The organism is Pedobacter sp. 01N310 (assembly GCF_056399805.1).
In genome coordinates this window covers 264074-285391 of record NZ_JBFTSB010000004.1, presented here as the reverse complement: position 1 = coordinate 285391, position 21318 = coordinate 264074, and the positions used below count along the sequence as shown (strand labels likewise).

The window sequence follows — 21318 nt, the reverse complement described above, 5'->3', positions numbered from 1 at the left end:
GCTTATGGGTTTTTGCTTCTCAAATAAATTAAAATCCTTTATGTTAAAGGCCTTAAGCCGTTAAAAATTGTTAAATCAATCTAAAAATTTACCTGTTTTATCGACTAGAATAGTTAATTTCGGCAGCATTTTTATGTGAAAACAATTTTTAATATCATTAAACAAACCAATGAATTATTCAAAAGTTAATAATATAGTAGGCTGGATCTGCTTTTTAATTGCTACACTAACTTACGTTTTAACCTTAGAGCCTTCTGCCAGTTTTTGGGATTGCGGTGAATTTATCGCATCGGCATTTAGAATGCAGGTTGTTCACCAGCCTGGTGCGCCTTTGTTCTTAATGCTCCAACGTTTCTTCTCTATTTTTGCAGCTGGAGATTTGACCAAAATCGCTTACTGGATGAATGTTGGTTCGGCTGTATCGAGCGGGGCAACTATCTTATTCTTATTTTGGACCATCACTGCATTGGCTAAAAAAACGGTGTTAAAAGCCGGCGAAGAGTTAACAACCGGTAAATTGATCAGCATTATGGGTGCAGGTGCCGTTGGTGCTTTGGCTTATACTTTCTCTGATAGTTTTTGGTTTTCGGCAGTAGAATCAGAAGTTTACGCACAATCATCGTTATTTACAGCGATTGTATTCTGGGCTATCCTTAAATGGGAAGCACATGCCGATGAGCCACGTGCCGATCGTTGGTTATTGTTTATTGCCTATATTATGGGTTTATCAATTGGTATCCACTTGTTAAACCTACTAACCATCCCAGCACTTGCTTTTATTTATTATTTCAAAAGAACAGATAAAGCAACAACATCGGGAATTATTAAAACCCTTATTGTTGGTATTCTAATCTTAGCGGTAATCCAATATGGTATTATCCAATACCTGGTTTCGTTTGGTGCTTATTTCGATTTATTCTTTGTTAACACATTAGGTCTGGGTTTTGGAACAGGCGTTTTATTCTTCGCTATTTTATTAATCGGCGCCCTGGTTTGGGGAATCCGTTATTCTATCCAGCACCAAAAGAAATTATTAAACCTAGGTTTAATCTCTACTGTATTAATCATTTTCGGTTATGCATCATTCTCGATGATTATCATCAGGGCAAAGGCAGATCCGAACTTAAATAACAGTGCACCGAAAGATGCTTTCTCTTTCTTAAGCTACTTAAACCGTGAGCAATATGGCGACAGGCCATTGGGTTACGGTCCTAACTATAACTCTGAAAGAGTAGGTGTAACTGAAGGAAAAACCATCTGGAGAAAAGGAAAAGACAAATATGAGGTAGCGGGTAAAAAAACCGATTACGAGTATAACAACAACACTTTACTGCCACGTATGTATAGCGATGATCCTAAACATGCTGCTTTTTATAAAGAGTGGATGCGCTTAGATGATTCTAAAAATCCTAATCTGGTGGATAACGTTGGTTTCTTGTTCAGCTATCAGATTGGCTACATGTACATGCGTTATTTCATGTGGAATTTTGCTGGCCGCCAGAATGACGAGCAAGGTCAGGGTAGCGGACATGAAGGTACCTGGATTAGCGGCATTAAACCAATCGATGCCATGTTGAGAGGCAATCAAAGCAATCTGCCACCATCAACCGTCGATAATAAAGCGTATAACCGTTTCTTCTTTTTACCATTAATTTTAGGCGTTATTGGTGCACTTTGGCATTTTAAACGTAACCAAAAAGATGCGGGAGTTGTAGCATTACTATTCTTCTTTACCGGTATTGCCATTGTATTATACTTAAATCAAAAACCATTAGAACCCCGCGAAAGGGATTATGCTTATGTAGGATCGTTCTATGCCTTTGTAATATGGATCGGGCTCGGGGCACTCGCCATTAAAGAGTGGTTGTTTAAAAAACTAACGCCAACTGCCGGTGCCATTGGTGCAACGGTAATTGGATTACTGGCTGCACCGGTAATTATGGCCGAGCAGGGATGGGATGATCATGACCGCTCTACAAAAATGGTTCCGCATGATATTGCCTTGGATTACCTACAATCCTGTGCGCCAAATGCCATCTTATTTACTTATGGCGATAATGACACCTACCCACTTTGGTATATCCAGGAGGTAGAAAATGTTCGTCCTGATGTGCGTATTGTAAACTTAAGTTTATTCGATACAGATTGGTACATTAACGGTTTAAGGCAAAAACAAAATGAATCGGCTCCATTACCAATTTCAATGAAACCTGAGCAATATGTACAGGGAGAAAGAGATGTAATGCCATACGATGATTACAAAATTGCAGGTAGTGTTGAGCTTAAAAACGTAGTTGATTTGTTGCTATCAAACGATGAAAGCGACAAAGTACCTATGCAGGATGGATCAAAATCTAACTTCCTGCCAACTAAAAACCTTAAAATTACAGTAGATCCGCAGCAAGTAGTAAGTACAGGAACAGTACCTGCAGCTGATGCTTCAAAAATCGCCACCACAATGGATTGGAAGTTTAATAAAGGTTATGTTACTAAAGGAACTTTGGCCATGTTCGATATTCTTGCACATAACAACTGGAAACGCCCGATTTATTTCGCTTCTACAGTACCTTCTGAGCAATATAACGGCTTAGACAAATATTTATACAGCGAAGGTTTGGCCATGCGTTTATTACCGCTTAAAGCTGACACAACAGCATCTGATGATAGGCCGGAGCAATTAAATACGCCTGTATTGTATAATAATGTGATGACTAAATTTAAGTGGGGAAATATGAAAACCGCTAAATATTTAGATCCACAGTCATCAGATGATACTTTCATTTTCACCAATCTCTTCAGTAGCTTAACCAACAGCTTAATTAAAGAAGGTAAAATAGCTGATGCCAAAAAAGTAGTAGATAAATATTTTGCTGTAATGCCTGATAAATTCTTCGGCATCCGTACGGTTGTTGTGAAATTTTACATGGCTGAAAACCTATATAAACTAGGAGAAACCGCCCGAGCTAATGATATTTTAGACAAATCTGGCGATTATATCAATAAAGAATTAAACTACCTGGCTGACATATCTCAATCAAAAGGTTTAACCGGATCACAGAACATTCAAACGGGATTATACTACCTAGACAGAATGATTAAAACGAGTAAAGCTGCAGGTCAGGATAAACTGAGTGATAAGCTGCAGAAAACATTTAACAGTTTAGAAGGCCGTTTATCGATGTTTTTCCCACAACAGGGGCCACAACAGTAAACGGATCTGAAAATAGCTTACAAAGCAGCTGCATTAATTTGTAGCTGCTTTTTTATTGACCAAACCTCGCAGGTTTTTAAAACCTGCGAGGTTTAAATCATAGCCTAAGTTGGCTTAATAATGATTAATTTTCCACTCGGTTATCCGTGCAATCGTCATGCTGAATTTATTTTATTAGCATTTTGTATTGTTTTAATGGCCTAATAGGTACTTCGTGGTCAGCATCTATCACGCTACAAAGACCCTGAAATAAATTCAGGGTGACGTATATCTAGTGATACCCTTAAAAGTTTGGGATTTATCCACAAAAAAATCCTGTTCAGCGTTGCCAAACAGGATTCAAATTTATTTTTTTAATGATTATTCGTTTACAACACCCATCGCACAGAATTTTTCAATCCTTTGTTCGATCAGTTTATCGGTTTTTAGTTTACCTAAGGCAGCTAAATCTTTAATAAGGTAATCTTTTAAAGTTCGGCCCATTAACTCCGGATCCTGATGCGCACCTCCAAGTGGTTCTGGAATAATACCATCGATTAGTTTGTTGCCAAACATATCATCAGAAGTCAACTTTAAACATTCAGCAGCTTTCTCTTTAAAATCCCAGCTTCTCCATAAAATAGATGAGCAGGATTCAGGAGAGATTACCGAGTACCAGGTATGCTCTAACATATAAACTTTATCGCCGATACCAATACCCAAAGCACCTCCAGAAGCACCTTCACCTACAACAATGCAGATAATTGGCACGCGAAGAATAGACATTTCCAATAAGTTTCTGGCAATGGCCTCACCTTGTCCGCGTTCTTCGGCCTCTAAACCAGGGTAAGCCCCCATAGTATCGATAAAAGAAACAACCGGTTTATTAAATTTTTCAGCCAAACGCATTAAACGCAAAGCTTTACGGTAACCTTCAGGGTTGGCCATACCGAAATTACGGAACTGGCGCTCTTTGGTGTTTTTACCTTTTTGGTGACCAATAACCATTACCGTTTGGCCATTTATGGTAGCAAAACCGCCAATAATCGCTTTATCATCTTTAACCGTTCTATCGCCGTGCATTTCAATAAAATCATCGCAGATCATATTGATGTAATCGAGTGTTTGCGGGCGATCGGGATGACGGCTCATCTGAACCTTGTTCCAACCGGTTAAATTTTTATATAAGTTATTGGTAGTTTCATCTAATTTACCATCAAGCTCATCTAAAGTGGCAGACATATCTACCTTAGTTTTTTCGGCAACTTGCTTAACCTTTTCTATCTGCTGAACTAAATCGGCAATAGGTTTTTCAAAATCGAATGATGTTTTTATTTGCTGCATAATTGAACCACAAAAATAAGTAATTATTTTTAGTTTGCAGTGAACAGTTTTTTGTTTGCGTTTTTGCGGGAATAAATCGAACCAGCGTAAAGGAAAATTAGCATTGTAAATAGTTTTTTATTCTTCATGATTTGGAAAGCAATTGCAGTGGTGCTTTGGTTTGGTTCTGTCCCGCCCCCGTTTCTGCTCCCGATGTAAAATCGGGAGCATCTCACTCCGGTCGGGTTTAGATTACACCTGTTCCTGCAACTATGAGGGGTTTCCTTGCCACCGCCCTAACCTACCTAGCCCTGATTGAAGCGGCATACTTTTTTACAGCACTACCTTAAAATTGCTGTCATGCTGAGGCACGAAGCATCTGTTTCATCGGGGTGAGATGCTTCGTGCCTCAGCATGACATGAACAATAAAAAAGATATAGCGCAAAGCAGGACGAACGATAATTATTACACTGCACCTGCGCTCCAATAAACCTAAAAGAGTTGACAAATAATTAGTTTGGCGATGAAATCTTTAAGCGATTTATCTGAACTCGCTTAAAGATTTCTCTCCCGAAAATTCGGGATTGCACTTCAGTCGAAATGACGACCAATTTTAGAACTTAGCTGCCTCGCCTGCTTTTGGTAATGCTTTTTTGATAAATTCACGGATATGGTTATTGGCCGTTTTCAGATCATCTTTACGTAAATACATCATGTGTCCGCTCCGGTAACCTTCCCAGCTCATACGGTCTTGCAGTTTACCTGCCGCATCTAACTGCCACATGCTGTATTTCGCATTGAAATAATCGCAGGCACCATCGTAATAACCTGATTGCACCAATAAGTGCAGATATGGATTCTGTGCCATGGCCTGGCGGAGGTTATCGCCAGTCTGATCACCTGCTTTATCCCATGGGTAAACGGAACCGAACATATTGTACTTTAAATCGGTTTTATAATTCAGCTCGTTGCGGATGTACATATTAATGGCTGGTGTAAAGGAATGTAGCCAAGAGGTTAGCTCTGCATTATAATCGGGTCCTTCGCCGGCACTCATTTTATCGATACCACGATAGCGCGAATCTAATCTACCTACTGTAAAACCTTTATCTCTCAGCAGTTCTTTCCAAAAGAAATCGGTTGGTACATTGAGGTTGTAATCTAATATCACTTTTTCTGAAAGACCGGAGTAATGCGCCATTTTTGTGGCAATGGCTTTCTTTTTATCAGCACTTAACATCCCGCCCTGCGAAATAGCTGGGATTAATTCATTAATGGTAAAATTTTCAACCTCAGGAAGCATGGCTGTTAAATCTTTGCCTTGTAAATCGGCCGCAAGCGCCTTATGATACCAGGCTGTAGCTGCAAAATATGGCAAACGCAAAGCCGCATCAACAGGGCCACTACGCTCAATACCAAGTTCTGTTGGCGAAACCAAAACCACACCGTTTAAATACATCCATTGACTGTTTTGCAGCTCTAAAGCCAAACCCGAAACGCGTGTGGTACCATAACTCTCGCCAATTAAAAATTTTGGAGAGGCCCATCGGTTATTGCGGGTTACAAAAGTATTGATCCACTCAGCCAGATATTTAATATCGGCACGTACTCCAAAGAACTTATTGGTTGGAATATCTTTACTCACCGCTCTTGAATAGCCAGTGTTAACCGGATCGACGTAAATAATATCGGCAACATCTAAAATAGAATATGGATTCTCTTTATAACCATAAGGTTGCACAGGATAACCTTCGTCATCAATATTTAAAACCACAGGGCCAGTATAGGCGATGTGCATCCAAACTGAAGCTGAACCCGGGCCGCCGTTAAAAGAGATTACTAAAGGTCGTTTATCGCGATTTTGCACATCACTGCGTTCGTAATAAGTATAAAACAAGCCTGCAATCGGTTTTCCGTCTTCATCCCAAACCGGTAATGTACCTGTTGTGGCCTTATAAGGAACGGATTTGCCATCGATATTTACAGTATGATTGGTAACAACAGAACTTTCTACTTTAATTGTCCTTTCGTTTGCTGAAGATTTAGGTTCATCTTTAACGGTAACCTGGGTAGTGGTTACGGTTTCTTTAGATTGGCTTTTTCTTGGTTCTTGTTGTGCATATGCAAAAATGCCCATGCTTAAAAATGTAGCGAGTATAAATCTGAATTTCATTGTTTGAGTTTGGTTTCTAAATATCAAACTATTGTGGCGTTAATCAAAAAGCGCATTAGAAATGTTACCATAAAAAAAACCAGCACTGCTTTTGGCAATGCCGGTTCTGCAAAAAACTGCTGCAATGAAGCAGTAGACTCTTTATTTAGGCTGGCGATTTAAATCACCACCGCTTCGGCGCTTGCATCTGAAATTTGCCAGCCAATAGTCGGGTTTCCGGTTACCAATACATCTACAAAATATTCATAATAAGATCCGGCCTTATAACCTTCAAAAGTATCGGCATAAATTGGGCCTGAGGAATGGGACACCGAAGTTAGCGGAACGTTGCCCTCTCCTTCTATGCTTACTGTAATGCTCGAATAAACCTGCCCGGTGGTATACTGAAGTGTTGCCACTGCAGCCAGGCCATTACTGGTCGTGAAATTTTTTGTAACCGTAACTACACCCCGGCGCATAACCTTTTTAGGGGAAAGGGCAACTTTTTCGGGCGTAAAACTACTAAACAGACAAACTGTAAAAGCTAAAGAAGCTACAAGTAAAGCAATTGTTTTTTTCATTTTCTTTGGTTTAAATGGGTTAAATATTAATTAAAAATCATTTGTGTATAGCGCCAGAAAATACAACTACAATCTTACGCGGTAGTAAAAGTGAATAACTATTAAATTACAGGTGAGATTACAGTAGCTTGTTAGTTAAAGATAATGCTTTGTTGAGGAGATGCCTCGCTAAACCTACGCGCAAACGTTTGATTAATAAGCAAATACAAAATCACAGAAAATAACTAAATCAAACAACTACGACTGTTTAATATTACAGTTTGAATCTACTTTAAGCCTAAGAAAACAAAGTCTAAAACCGACACAGCACAAACGTTTGCTTAAAATATTATTCAAAATACGGGAGACAAAAAAGCCGATACCGCATTTGCGGTATCGGCTAATAAAAACTGATTTAATCGAGACGGGTTATTGTTTAATTCTTTTTTATCACTTTAAGGCCAGAATCTCTTCATCTGACAATACCTTGTTCCAAACTTGCAATTCATCTAACTTTCCTTTAAATCCGCCAACTGTTTGAAGCGGAAAAAACAAAGTTTCCGATTTACGCACTTTCGTTTTGTCTTTGTCTGTAAACGTGATCCAGTTATCGTACAATCGTTTTTCGAGTTTACCATTCACATAAAGACTGGTGCCCTTATTGGTTCCGGTTATGACCACGTGTGTCCAGCTATTTTCGGGCAAAGCATATCCAAAATCGATATCATAACCTTCCCTTGAAAACCCAAGTTTGCCCGTACCTGTCTGTTTTAATTTTACAGTAGCGTTAGGCGATTTGAATAACAGCGCACCATCCAAATTGTTACTGGCAGGGTTTACCCAAAAAGAAACCGTATAATTATAACCTATTTCAGCGTATGGTAACCTGGCATAACTATCTTTTCCTGAAAATGATAAAGCGTTCTTTAAATATCCTTCTGTATAAGTTGCATCAGTAGTTTTGATTTGTTTGTCCTTTTTATCGAAATTAAACTGGGCTGTAAATGGTGCATCGTTTTTAGATAGCTTTCCACTTATGTTTAATGATGGGCCTTCACCTATCTTCTTGCTCAAAACGTTAAAATCGTCGAAGGTTAAAGTTGTATTACTTCCTCCCCACATCTTTTGTGCTAATACCTGCATGGCGGGAAATACCCTGTCATGTACATCTTTTTCTGTAATTCCGTTGCCTACAATATCATTCCACACGGCAAAAGAGCCACCTAATATAGTAGGATCGCCAGGTGTAAACTGAACATTTCCGATCATAGAAGGGGTCCATTTGTTATAAAGATTTTTAATGTTCAGGTAATCATAATAGTAGCCTGCTGCAGGTACAATATATAGCCATCCATCAGGCGTACTGATTTGCTTATAGCCCAGTTTCTTCATTTCAACAGGGTTGGCATAACCGTTATACCAGGTGTTCATCACCACATTTTCTACTTTTACAGGAGTGGTACCTTTTGCGTGTGTTAATGCTCCCCACAGCCTAACATCTTTTCCAAAACTTTCTACATATTTAATCATGCGATCGGTAAAAGCCCTAAAAACTTCTGCATCTTTTTTAGCATATTCATCTGTACCAATGTGAACCGCTTTACCCGTAAACACTGGTGTGTTACCAGAAATATATTCTTTAAATACATTTTCCATAACCGTATAACTAAGTGGATTATGGAGATCGAGGTGATCCATACCATATGCTTTACTGCCAATTTCGGGGACTACCTTGGTAAAGGCCAGCGCATGCGCCGGTGCATCAATTTCTGGAATAATGCGGACCGCATAATTATCGGCTAACTGTTGTAGCGCCATAAATTCCTTTTTGGTATAAGAACCATCTTTTGCCGTCAGCCCTGGGTAGGTTGTATTTTCCAAACGGAAAGCCGAATAAGTATCAGCCCAATTATTATTGAAGTATTTTTTAAAGCCATTGTCATTTAGGTGGATCTGAAAATCGTTCAATTTGTAGTAAGACATGAATTTCACATAATCTCTTAAAAACTGTAAACTAAAGAACTTACGGCCAACATCGAGCACAAATCCGCGTACTTTAAATTCAGGGTAATCTCTTGCCAGCCCTTTTGGAATGGAATTTTTCTGTTCCAATAACTGTAGCAAAGTTCTGGTTCCCCAGAATAATCCCTGATATTTTACTGCACTAATGGTAATATATTCATCTGCATTAAAGTAGTATCCTTCTTCGCCAATGCTTTTATCTGTTGCACCTAACGATAAAAAAATATCGCCTTTTTTAGCCTTACCTTTCACAATTAACAGGTTAAAACCCAACTGATCTTTCAACTCTTGTTTTAAAATGCTGGCAGCGTTCTGCAGCCGTTTCTCATTCGCTGTATTTAAAACAATTCTACTGGTGGCCGTTAAAGAGAAATTGCCTTTACCACCATGCCATTCGCGTAAAGCGGGGATTACAAAAGGTTGTGGGTTAATGCCACCGTCTGAAAATTTCCCAGGCACAACGATCTGTTTAGATACATCATACCGTATCGAATCACTTACCTGACTAATCAGCTCGAAGTACAAGTTGACATTTGTTGCAACCAGTGGGGTATTAATATCGCCAGATGGATTTACTATTGGTTCACGATTACTTCCCTTAAATACCAAGGAATAACCTTTTGGGCTTTCGGGAAAAATAATTTTCTTGTCGCCGGCCTTTATTTCTTTAATGTTAGGTACTGATTGAATAACCGTGCTGTCGGTTTGACCGAATAAAAGACCTTGAATGACAATAACGAAACCAAGAGTAAATAGAATGCTTTTCATGTGTAAATGATGAATTATTATAATTTGCGTTTAGCGTATTCCGTTAAGCACATTACAGTTTTAATACTGAAGATGATACACTTATGAGTTAAAGATAAACTAAACTTCTTTATACGCTCAAGTAAGTTTTGCGCAAACGTTTGATGAAAATGCAATAGAAACCAATTGAATAAAAAAGCCGACACTGCATAAGCAATGTCGGCTGGTAAAAAACCGGGATGATATAAATTATTTATCCCACCAAACTCTACCTGCAAGGTTATCGCCACCTGGTACAGCTGCGGAAGCGGCCTTGTAGTTAACACCATTTTTAGCTGCTTCCTCTACTGGATAAGGGAAACGACGGGGAATAGTTCCGTTAGTAGCATTCCCAGGATAAACCACAGGCGTTAAAGTCGGGAATCCAGACCTGCGCCAATTAGACCATGTTTCGTAAAAATCCAACATGGTGCATGTGTGTAGCCAATATTGGGTATTAATCATTTCCAAACCATTAGCTGCGATGTACGGATTGGCAATGGCATAGGCATCGGCTACAGTGCTTGATATCGCCAGACTGGCATCGTATTGAGATAAGAAAGTGATACCAGCAGATAAACCATTAGCATAGTGGGCCGCGGCTGATCCACCAATTGCCCATCTTTGCGCAGCTTCTGCCAATAACAATTCACTTTCGGTATAAGTTAAGATAAAGGTAATACCATCTTTCTTAATCATTGCCGGGTTAGGTGATGAATAAGCAGGAAAAGTTGTATAAGAAGCATCTTGCCTAATATCCCTACCAGCAATACCACTTAAATCTTTCCCGTTAGGCATTCCTTTTTGAACAAGTGGGTCGGAACTGTAATTAGGATTTTGTGTCTTCGTGTTTTCATCAAGAAAAAGCCCTGTAACGGCAACTTTTCCTAAACGTGGGTCGTTTGCTGATTTTAATTTATTAATAAAATTTTGTGACCACTTCACATAATAATTTTCTTGTCCACCATCGCCAGCCAATACCTGACTGTTGCGGTTCTGCGTAACCCTTGCGCCTGATACATCGTGTTTAACGAAGGCATTATCATCATTGCTGGCCATGGTTTTACCAATTACCTTTTGTGCATAGGCTTTAGCTGTATTTTCATCAACCTTGGTTAAGCGCATGGCTATACGCAATAATAAAGTGTTACCGAATCTTTTCCATTTATTGATGTCTCCTTTATAAATGGCATCTCCAGTAACCTTATCACCATTCACATCCAATGCATTTGTTGCTTCTTCTACCTCTTTTAATAAATCGGTATAAATTGCCTGTTGCTTATCATATTTAGGTGCTAAATTACCTGTATAATAACCTTGTCCTGCTTCCGAATAAGGCACATCACCATACAGATCGGTAATACGTTCAAAAATTAAAGCTTTCCATAAACGTGCAACCTGGCGTACGTTATTATACTTGGAAGATCCTTTTGTAAATTCAACAATATCAACAATAGGTTTAACTTGTTCTACATAAGCACCAACGGAGGTACTGCCCCAATAAGCTGCAGTATAACCTTCATTAAGCAGATACTTATCTCCTGCCCAATAGCTTACAACAGTAGAAAGCCCCTGCATCATAGTAGATGAATAAATCAAATTCCCTCTCCAGGTATCGTAAGCGAAATCGATGCTCCCAGTGTAAGTAAGCTGAGCGGTAGTTAAGGTAAAATTAGGATCGAAAGTAGCTGCCCCATATGCAGAAGGGTTGGTATTGATATCTTCGAAATCTTTGGTGCAACCAGAGATTATTAACATGCCGATACAAAGTAACAGGCTATATTTTTTTAATATGTTTGTTTTCATTGTTCTGTCTGTTTAAAATTAAAGCTTCACACTAAGGTTTACGCCAAATGTTCTAACCGGCGGCACACCACCTAGTTCCAATCCTGGAAAAGTAGCATTGTAACTGGACTCAGGGTCGATGTTATCCGTCTTTTTCATCAGGATAAATAAATTTCGACCGACAAAACTTACATTTAAACCATGTATTTTGTTCTTGAACATTTTGGCTGGAAAGTTATAACCTAAGGTCATCTGTCTGAGCTTAATGAAACTGGCATCCTGTACAAATTTATTTGAAACATTATCTGCTGACAGCTGATAGTAAGTTGCTGCGGTATTGCCCAAGGCCTCACGGTTTTCCAGTGTAGCTTGATGCAAACCGAACACATAGCCATAATAATCAGTAGCAGAGAATACTTTTCCTCCCCATTTACCATCAATCAAAAATGATAATGTTGCACCTTTATAATTAAACTCGTTGTTCCAACCGGCAAACCATTTATTGTAAGCAGAACCGTATGCAACAAGATCGCCTCGTTGAGGTGCACCGTTTGCACCAAGCATGACTTTTCCTGCCGCATCATATTTGTAATCATATGCCATTACCTGCGAGGCGGCTTTGCCTGGAATGTTTTGTAAAAAGCCAACACCTGGCCGTGAGGTTGCAATAAGGTTTGAGGTTACACCATCAGCAAGAGAAATTACTTTATTATCATTGTAAGATCCGTTTAAAGATGATGTCCACACAAAATCTTTACTTTTTAACACCTGTCCGGATAGCAATAATTCAACACCTTTGTTTTCGATCTTACCAGAATTTAAAACGGCTCCACTATAACCGGTTGATGTCGATGTAGTAACAAAGGTGATTTCATCTTTAGAGGTTTTTTTATACCAGGTGAGATCGAGGTTCAAGCGATCTCCTAAAAAACGCATTTCGGTACCAACTTCCAATTCGGTTGCTTTTGATGCTTTTAATGCCGAATTTGGAATATTTACATTAGAAATAGTGCCTAACGGCAAACCATTTAACACTTCACTCCTTAAACTGTAAGTTAATAAAGTTTGATAAGGATCTGTTGCCTGACCAACAACTGCGTAGCCAGCCCTCACTTTACCAAAAGTTAAGAAAGATGGTTTCCAAAGTTCGGAGAAAACAAATGAGCCACTAACCGACGGGTAAAATACACTCAATTTATTGTCTTTACCTGGCGTTGCCAACGTAGAGAACCAATCGGTACGACCACTTCCTGTTAAATAAAAAATGTCTTTATAGGCAAGTTCTAAAGTACCATATACAGATTGGGTTTCGGCTACGGATGCTACATATGCCACAGATTTATTCTTGGCATTTAGAATATTATAAACACCGAAAACTGCAAAATCTGCCCCACTGTTTGTTGTCTGATTAACGTTTGTTCTACGATAACTCGCTCCAACATTCGGTGTAACAGCAAAATCTTCATCTATTTTAAAAGGTTTACCTACTAAAACATCCACATTCACATCGGCAAACTTAGTTGCCTGTTCTACAATTTTACCGGGTGCATAATAAGCGGTACCTGATGGTACCACGTTTTTATAGCTGTCAGTATAGGCGTCACGTCCGGCACGCCCCTGTAAAAACAGCCCACTATCAAAAGTATATTTAGCACTGAACGAACTGATTAAACGGTCGCGTTTGGTATCGTTTACAAACTCGTTTGCAGCGAACCAAGGATTGGTTGCATAAGCATTGCCTTTATTGTATTGGATTTCATTGCCATTTGCGTCTTTCCATGGCTTAAGATCATTTACGCTTACGCTTGTTGGTAAAAAAGCAACATTATAATTGGCATTACCTGCACCGTCTGAAACCATTGGCCTGTTTTTCGCCTGCTCTAAAATGTAATTCATGCGGGCATCGATAGTTAAGCGTTTAACCGGATTAAAAGTACCTGTAAAATTAAAAGACTGCCTACTTAAACCTGAATTTGGAACAACCGAATTATTATGAACATCGTTAGCTGATAAGCGGATGGTACCGCCATCAAAACTTTTGTTCAATGCCACAGTATTAGACCATGTACCCCCAGTACGGTAAAAATCTTCGATGTTGTTTTTCTGTGCAGTATAAGGTCTGGAAACACCATCAAACTGGATTACATTAGATCCATCTAATTTTGCTCCCCAGCTGGAACCACCCACCTGTGCCGCTGCAGCGGCATCAACGGGCTTTACACCATTGGCTCCCTGTCCATAAACATATTGCCAGTTGGTTCTGTCCATAACCTGTTCTGCTACATAATTACTATTAAATTCTATGCTGTTTCCCTTTCCACTTTTTGTGGTAATTAAAATTACACCTGCTTTTGCACGATAGCCATACAATGCCGATGCTGCTGCACCTTTCAGCACTGAAATACTTTCAATATCGTCAGGATTTAAGTTCCCAACAGCATCTCCTAAATCTGGAGCATTATCGTATTGGCCGCCAGAGTTACCATTGCCATTGAGATTATTTAAACCCACCGGTTTATTCTCCATCGGCACCCCATTAATTACATATAAGGGTTGATTAGTTTGACTTAAACTAGAAACACCACGGATGGTTACACTGGTTGCTGCTCCCGCGCCACCAGAGGTAGAACTGATATCCAGACCAGCCACTTTACCAACCAAAGAGTTGGCCACATTATTTTCCCTTGCCTGGGTTAGCGTTTCACCACTAACTTGCGTAACAGAGTAACCTAAGGCCCTTCTTTCTTTTTTGATACCCAAAGCAGTAACCACCACATCGGTAAGCTGTTTGGTATCTTCTGATAATACGATATCGATATTGGTCTGCGAACCGATGGCAATTTCCTTGGTTTGAAAACCAGCATAAGAAATTACCAGAATTGCATTTTCAGGCGCATTTAATGCAAATTTACCATTCACATCGGTAGAAGTACCAATGCCTGTTCCTTTTACCCTAACACTTGCGCCAGGCAAAACCCCTCCAAGGGCATCTTTAACGGTTCCTGAAATCGGGACTTCTTTATTTTTGCTAATTACAATTAAGCCACCATCCGAAACAGAATATTTCAGGTTGGTTCTGTTTAAAATGGCTGCCAATACATCTGTTACCAAAGTATTGGTTACAGTAATGCTTACATCCTTGTTTACCGGTACGTAAGAAGAGCTGTAAACAAAATGGTAACTGCTTTGCTGCTCAATAATCTGTAATACCCTGGCCAGTTTTGTTTTCTTAACATCCAAAGAAATTTTTTCCTGAGAAAAAACCGATGCCGAAACATTAAGACAGGTAATGAAAACCATAATACAGGCTAGTTTCATTAGCATAATGAATTTTAGAAGCGCTTTATATTTTGGGCGCCCTTGCAGTAAGTAATAATAAATCATATTTTTGTTTTTTTGGTTGCATAAAGTTCTTGGCAGCAATCTGTTTGCGCATAAACTGCCATTAATTAATCAAAAGAGAAATTGTTAAGGGCGGTGCTCCAACACCGTCCTTTTTTCTTTCTATTTCGAGATGGTTACCTGTTTTCCTTTTATCTCATATTTAAAATTATTTTCAGTGTCTTTTAAAGCTTGTAAAACCTGTTCGATACTTTCGTTTGTTATGGTCGCTGTAAAGCGGTATTTTTCTATTGAAGGATCTGTAAATCTGATTTCTACGTTATACCATTTTTCTAGAACATTCCTAATCTCATCAAAATCCTGATCGTATATTTCGATCCGGTTCTGCGTCCAGGCGGTTTCTACAATGGTGCTGTCTTTAATCTTTGTGTAATGGTTAATGGTAATTTCGGGCTGTAAAGCAGTAGGTTTAAGCAATTTGCTTTTTTGTTGCGGAGCAACGCTCTTATAAAAAGTAACTTTCTGACTTGGTTTTAAAGTAATGGTTCCGCCATTTCCATTTACGGCTTCCATGGTAATTAAGCCACGGATTAAAGTTGCTTCTGAAGTTGTTTCATCGGGATATGCTTTCACATTAAAAGCAGTACCCAGTACATTGATGTTAAAATCGGCCGTGTGCACTTTAAAAGGTTTATTTTTATCGTGAGCCACATCAAAAAAAGCCTCACCCCTTAGGGTAACCTCTCTGAATTGATCGTTGAAACCTTTGGTTATAGATAAAGAACTTTTTGCGTTTAATAATACAGATGTTCCATCCTGAAGTTTAATTTTTTTACGCTCACCACTTTTTGTGGTAAAGGTGTAAACCTCCGTTACAGCATTTTTTGTATTGTTATACTTAAAGTATGTGTTATAAACCAATACTGAGCCAAGCACTAAAGCTAATGCTGCAGCTATTTTAAGCCATAAATAACGGTTCAGTTTAACTACTTTTTCTGCTGGAAACATACTTTCCTTCAGGCTTTCTGTTTGTTTATTTAATGGGCGTTTATTCCCGCTCAATATCACATAAAGTTTTTTTGCTTCTGCAATTACTACAGCCTGCTCAGGGTGGGCATTAATGTACTTCTCCCAATATCCAACGCAAAGCTTATCTGTTTCAGCACAATACTGCTGAAAAGTACTATCGACAAGAAAATCTTCTGCATTGAATTTACTTCTATCAACCATTCTAATTTGCCTTTTATATATCAGTGCCCAAAAGCTTTACTTTTTCCTAAGGAAATTTTAACTTTTTTTTAAGATAGCGGAATATGTGCCCTGAATATAGATAGAACGAAGAAATTTAATTTGTAGGAATGCCGATTAAGAAATACAAAGGAGTTAATCCGCTCAAGGTTCAAGCAGTTTTTATGTTTTTTTTCTGCGAAAGCAATTACAGAAGCATTTGGGTTTGATAGTCCTGCTATCCGCTTTATTTCATATCGCTCCTATCAGGTTTAGGTGGCCGAGGCTGTATTACTATTGAAGGTTGCAGGGAGCAGAAGGATTAAATGCCAAGAACCACACACCCAGTTCCCTAAACCTGGTAGTAACGGAAATCCTTTTTATTGCTTAAAAACCATATTAACTATAACGTTTATTTGCAATAAAAAGATTGGAGTGCATAACGGGACTACAGCACCTACGGAGACAGGAATGTTCGTTTTTCAAAATATAAAATCCACTATCTCAAACTGGCAGACTGTGAGGATAGAAAGGCTTCAGAAGTTTTAAGTATTAATTTTTTGGACGTTTTAACACGCTATCCGCTGTATCTTTTGGCTTTCCTTTTACGGGCTCAGGATGACACCAAAAGGATGCCGCTCCTATCGTTAACGCAGATTTTCTGCCCAAATCAGAAGTTTATAAAGGAATTGAACTAACTGCAAAAGATCTCTCTATTCCGCTGCGCTGCGATCGAGATGACGAAATGCGGAGATTTACGCATTAAATTCTTTCCTTAGGATTTTAAGGGCGTCGTAGATGGTATTATATGCCGTTTTTATGGTTTGGTTGCTCTGCTCGGCAATCTGTTCGTAGCTTAGTCCGTCAAAAAATTTTAAATGGATCAACTGTTTTTGACGGAAGGTTAATTTTTCTAGCGCATTTTTGAGCTGATGTTGTACCAGTTCGTCGCTTTGTACCTTAACAATAAACTCTTCGTAGCTCATTTCCATCCAATCGCCATCGGCCCCTGCATTAAAAAGTGCATCGTTAATTTTACGCTTTCTTTCTAATATTCTGAGCAGTTTGCGTTTAAGGAAGGTACGCAGATAGGCTTCAACATTATCAACACGGGTTAGGCTTTCGTGTTTCTCCCAAATGGTGGTAAAAACAAGGTCGGTAGCTTCACTTGAAGTATCGGCATCGGCACAAACCCTGATCCCGAAATTTACGAGCGAGTAATAAAGTGCTGAATAAAGGTCAAAAAACGCATCTTTATCGCCAACCCGTAACCGTTCCCATAATAAGTGATGCGCTAGTTTACTGTTCATTAGCCTGTTAGTTGTTATCGCAATATTAACTAAAAACAACAAGATTATTACGCGCCGATTTTTATCAATGTGAAAAAAGTTTGTTGGTGGAGATTTATAATCTCGATTTTATTACAGTTTATTGACAATCTGCCAAAGGATTAAAAATCCTTAGTTCTAAGGAGGACGGGATTACAAATTCCGACCAACGATTTTACTTTAAAGCTGTTTTACTGAAAATGTGATATTCTCCCGGTGCTAAAGTTCTGTTATAGCTATTTGATGAAAGGTTTATGCTGCTTCCAACCGCATCCACCCAAGTTCCTGATGAACCAAAATCAATATTGGCTATCTGGTGCACTACATCAAAATTCCCAACCACTACAACCGTATTCGCACCTTCTGTTAATTTAATGAACTTGATTCCACCAGCAAGACTATAGGTTGAGCTTGTTGAATTAAAAATGGTATTGTTCTTTTTCAATCTGATAAATTTAGCGTAAACATCATATAATGCTTTACGATTCGGATCGGCGTAATAATCCCATTTAATTGGTTTTTCGCCTGTTCTTCCATTAAAATCGATACTTACATCGTAACCCAATTCTCCAAACTGCCAGATCATTTTTGGTCCGGGGATACTAAATAAAAATGCGGCTGTTAATTCTTCTCTTTTTAATGAAGTGGCTAAATTTCCTTTAATTACATAACTGCCTGAAGCATTTCCATAAGTAATATTCTTAAAATTTAATCGCTCTTCGTCGTGACTTTCGCCATAGCCAACCAAATTCTCTGACTTGGCAAACCCATGATTGGCATAAAAACCCCACTGAAAATTAGAATTATCTAACCAGCCCATGGTTGCTTCGTTCATGTTGTAATTCATGTTGTTCCAAAGCATCATACCCTCATCGGCCAAAACTTTTTCTTCAGCTTCCTCAGCAAAGTGCTCCAAAATCACATAAAAATTAGGATCTAAACTTTTGATAAAACCATTATAATCTTTCCAAATTGCAATCCGCCCGGCATCGTACAATCTAAACTGGTCATCACTAGTTGACGATTTCTGTGTAAATCCTTTCGACAGATCGAAACGGAAACCATCAATTTTATATTGCTGCATCCAAAATTTCATCACATCTTTCGAGAACTTTTTAGTAGCCAAATTTTCATGGTTAAAATCATACCCCACATTAAATGGATGTTTTGCATCAACATTAAACCATGGACTAGCATTGGTTGGCTTAGCGCCATCAAAATACAATTGCACCATAGGCGATTGACCGAAAGAGTGGTTTAGCACCATATCCATAATTACCGCAATTCCTTTTCCGTGGCATTCATCAATAAAGTTTTGTAGCGCGGTTTTAGTCCCATAATATTTATCAGGGGCAAAATAAAACGACGGATTGTAGCCCCAGCTCAAATTACCTTCAAATTCGTTTACTGGCATTAACTCAATTGCGTTTATGCCCAAACCGATCAGATAATCGAGTTTGGCCAGTGTTGAGGCGTAGTTATGATCGGTGGTAAAATCGCGAATCAACAATTCATAAATCACCAGGTTATCTTTAGCCGGGCGGGAAAAACTGGTGTTTTTCCAGGTGTAAGTTGACTGATTGGCCTGCATTACACTTACAATACCGGTTGTTTTACCCGCTGGATAGGCTTTTAAGTTTGAGTACGTTGCTGCAGTAATGTATTTATCATAATCTGGATCGAGTATTTTCTCGCAATAAGGATCGGCAACTTTTAAGTTTCCATCTACATAAAACTGGTAGGCATATTCTGTATTGGGGTTTAAATTATCTACCTGAATCCACCAATAACCCCCATCTGGTGTATTTTTCATAGCTAGCGTTGTGGTAGACCAATCGTTAAACTCTCCAATTAGCGAGACTGACTTTTTACCTGGTGCATATAATGTTACTATCGCCGATGTTCCGTTGTTGATAAATACCACGCCATCTCTCGCCCCGGCAGGTAAAGCCGCTGTTTGATTTGTTGGCGTTGGTTCTAGGCTAACATCTGTAGATGCTTTTTTACAGGCGCTATTAAACGCTACTACCAATAACAATAGGTAAATTATTTTTTTCATTTGGTTAGGGATTTTACAATTTCCAGGCACAGTTTATCTCCTCGGTCTGTGTCCCCACAGACCGAAATACTATTATAGTGGTCTGTGGGGACACAGACCACGGAATATTACACCGATCTATTTTCTTCTAACCCAAGTTTAGAAGCCAAGACCTCGTCTGTTTTCTTTGGTTCACGGATAAATACAAAACAGATTACAGCAGCCAGAATCATTAAACCCCCACCCAATTGAACTGCCAAAAGCCTATCGTTATTTAACACATTACGCATTAACCAACCAAAGCCTAATGAGGCCATAATCTCTGGCAGTACGATAAAAAAGTTGAAAATGCCCATGTAGATCCCGATTTTATCTTTGGGCAGAGAACCGCTCAGCATGGCATAGGGCATAGAAAGTATACTGGCCCAGGCAATCCCCACACCAGTCATGCATAAATACAGCATATTTTTATCGTGCACCCAGGCTACGCTGATTAAACCAATGGCTCCACAGATTAAACAAAGGGCATGTGTGATTTTACGGCCCAGCGCATCGGCAATTTTTGGCAGCACCAGTGCGAAAAGAAAAGTAATAACACTGTAGTACGCGAGTGTTAAACTTCCAAAATCTGCACCATGCGCATAAACCGGATCAGCAGCATCTTTTCCACCAAAAACATTCACGGCAACGGCTGTGGTATAATAAAACCACATTAAAAACAAACCTGGCCAAGTAAAAAACTGCACCAAAGAAACAATCTGCATTCTTTTTGGCATATTCCTTAAGGCATGAAAAATTTCTCTCGCACCACCACCAAAACCTTTATTGCTTTCTTTTACTTTTTCTTTAAAATCTACATCCTGAGGTGGGTATTCTTTAGTGGTAAAAACCGTCCACAATACCGCGGCGAAAAAGAAAAATGCACCGATATAAAAAGAAAACTTTACATTTTCAGGAATACTCCCCTGTTCTGCAGTATTGGTTAAGTGGAATACGTTGTTCATAATCCATGGCAATGCTGATGCTACACTTCCACCTAAACCGATCATCATACTCTGCATAATGAACCCGCGGTTAACCTGACTATCGGGTAATTTATCGGTAACAAAAGCGCGGAAAGGTTCCATTGCAATATTCCCAAAAACATCCAGAATCCAAAGTAAACCAGCGGCCATCCACAACACACTGCTATGTGGCATAAAAATTAATGCAATACTGCTTACAATGGCCCCGATCATAAAATAGGGTCTTCTTCTACCCCATTTTGGGTGCCAGGTACGGTCGCTCAGGTAACCAATAATAGGTTGTACCAATAAGCCGGTTAAGGGCGCGGCCAAAAACAATAACGGAACCTGATCGGGATTAGCGCCAAGGTTTTCGTAAATACGGCCCATGTTTGCGCGCTGTAAATCCCAACCGAACTGAATCCCAAAAAAACCAACGCTCATGTTGATGATCTGTACGAGTGTTAATTTCGGGTTCTCGAATACTGTTTTTAAGCTCATTTTGCATTGTTTAAGCGCTAAGCGCAGGGCGCATGGCGTTATATATTTTGATTATACAA

The 21318-nt window shown here is 39.1% G+C and carries 11 protein-coding genes; 1 reads left to right on the top strand and 10 read right to left on the bottom strand.

Features of this window, described 5'->3' with window-relative positions:
* Positions 1-169 precede the first annotated feature (169 nt).
* On the top strand, positions 170-3211 hold the full coding sequence (locus tag AC1DNH_RS11110) for a glycosyltransferase family 117 protein (protein ID WP_477607970.1): 3042 nt from the start codon (positions 170-172) through the stop codon (positions 3209-3211).
* Positions 3212-3571: 360 nt separating this feature from the next.
* Here AC1DNH_RS11110 and AC1DNH_RS11105 read toward each other — a convergent pair whose 3' ends face one another.
* The 10 genes from AC1DNH_RS11105 to AC1DNH_RS11060 all read right to left on the bottom strand — a co-directional run bounded on the left by AC1DNH_RS11105 (position 3572) and on the right by AC1DNH_RS11060 (position 21259).
* Positions 3572-4534 (bottom strand): acetyl-CoA carboxylase carboxyltransferase subunit alpha, encoded by a 963-nt coding sequence (locus AC1DNH_RS11105; protein WP_477607972.1) that lies wholly within the window; start codon positions 4532-4534, stop codon positions 3572-3574.
* Positions 4535-5127: 593 nt separating this feature from the next.
* Positions 5128-6687 (bottom strand): S10 family peptidase, encoded by a 1560-nt coding sequence (locus AC1DNH_RS11100; protein WP_477625382.1) that lies wholly within the window; start codon positions 6685-6687, stop codon positions 5128-5130.
* A 158-nt stretch (positions 6688-6845) separates the two neighbouring features.
* Positions 6846-7247 carry a hypothetical protein gene (locus tag AC1DNH_RS11095; protein ID WP_477584838.1) on the bottom strand — a complete coding sequence of 134 codons (402 nt, stop codon included), beginning with the start codon at positions 7245-7247 and terminating at the stop codon, positions 6846-6848.
* A gap of 429 nt (positions 7248-7676) precedes the next feature.
* Positions 7677-10016, bottom strand: coding sequence for a family 20 glycosylhydrolase (locus tag AC1DNH_RS11090; RefSeq protein ID WP_477584839.1), 2340 nt, complete (start codon positions 10014-10016; stop codon positions 7677-7679).
* Between the two features lie 228 nt (positions 10017-10244).
* A complete protein-coding gene (locus AC1DNH_RS11085; protein ID WP_477607557.1) occupies positions 10245-11840 on the bottom strand; it encodes a SusD/RagB family nutrient-binding outer membrane lipoprotein in 1596 nt (531 codons plus the stop codon).
* Between the two features lie 18 nt (positions 11841-11858).
* Complete coding sequence (locus tag AC1DNH_RS11080) at positions 11859-15137, bottom strand: SusC/RagA family TonB-linked outer membrane protein (protein ID WP_477578149.1); 3279 nt, start codon at positions 15135-15137, stop codon at positions 11859-11861.
* Between the two features lie 186 nt (positions 15138-15323).
* Positions 15324-16391 carry a FecR family protein gene (locus AC1DNH_RS11075; RefSeq protein ID WP_477578150.1) on the bottom strand — a complete coding sequence of 356 codons (1068 nt, stop codon included), beginning with the start codon at positions 16389-16391 and terminating at the stop codon, positions 15324-15326.
* Positions 16392-17143: 752 nt separating this feature from the next.
* Positions 17144-17698 carry an RNA polymerase sigma factor gene (locus AC1DNH_RS11070; RefSeq protein WP_477578152.1) on the bottom strand — a complete coding sequence of 185 codons (555 nt, stop codon included), beginning with the start codon at positions 17696-17698 and terminating at the stop codon, positions 17144-17146.
* Between the two features lie 193 nt (positions 17699-17891).
* Positions 17892-19775 carry an alpha-amylase family glycosyl hydrolase gene (locus AC1DNH_RS11065; protein ID WP_477607561.1) on the bottom strand — a complete coding sequence of 628 codons (1884 nt, stop codon included), beginning with the start codon at positions 19773-19775 and terminating at the stop codon, positions 17892-17894.
* A gap of 107 nt (positions 19776-19882) precedes the next feature.
* Positions 19883-21259 (bottom strand): MFS transporter, encoded by a 1377-nt coding sequence (locus tag AC1DNH_RS11060; RefSeq protein WP_477578155.1) that lies wholly within the window; start codon positions 21257-21259, stop codon positions 19883-19885.
* Between the last annotated feature and the right edge of the window lie 59 nt (positions 21260-21318).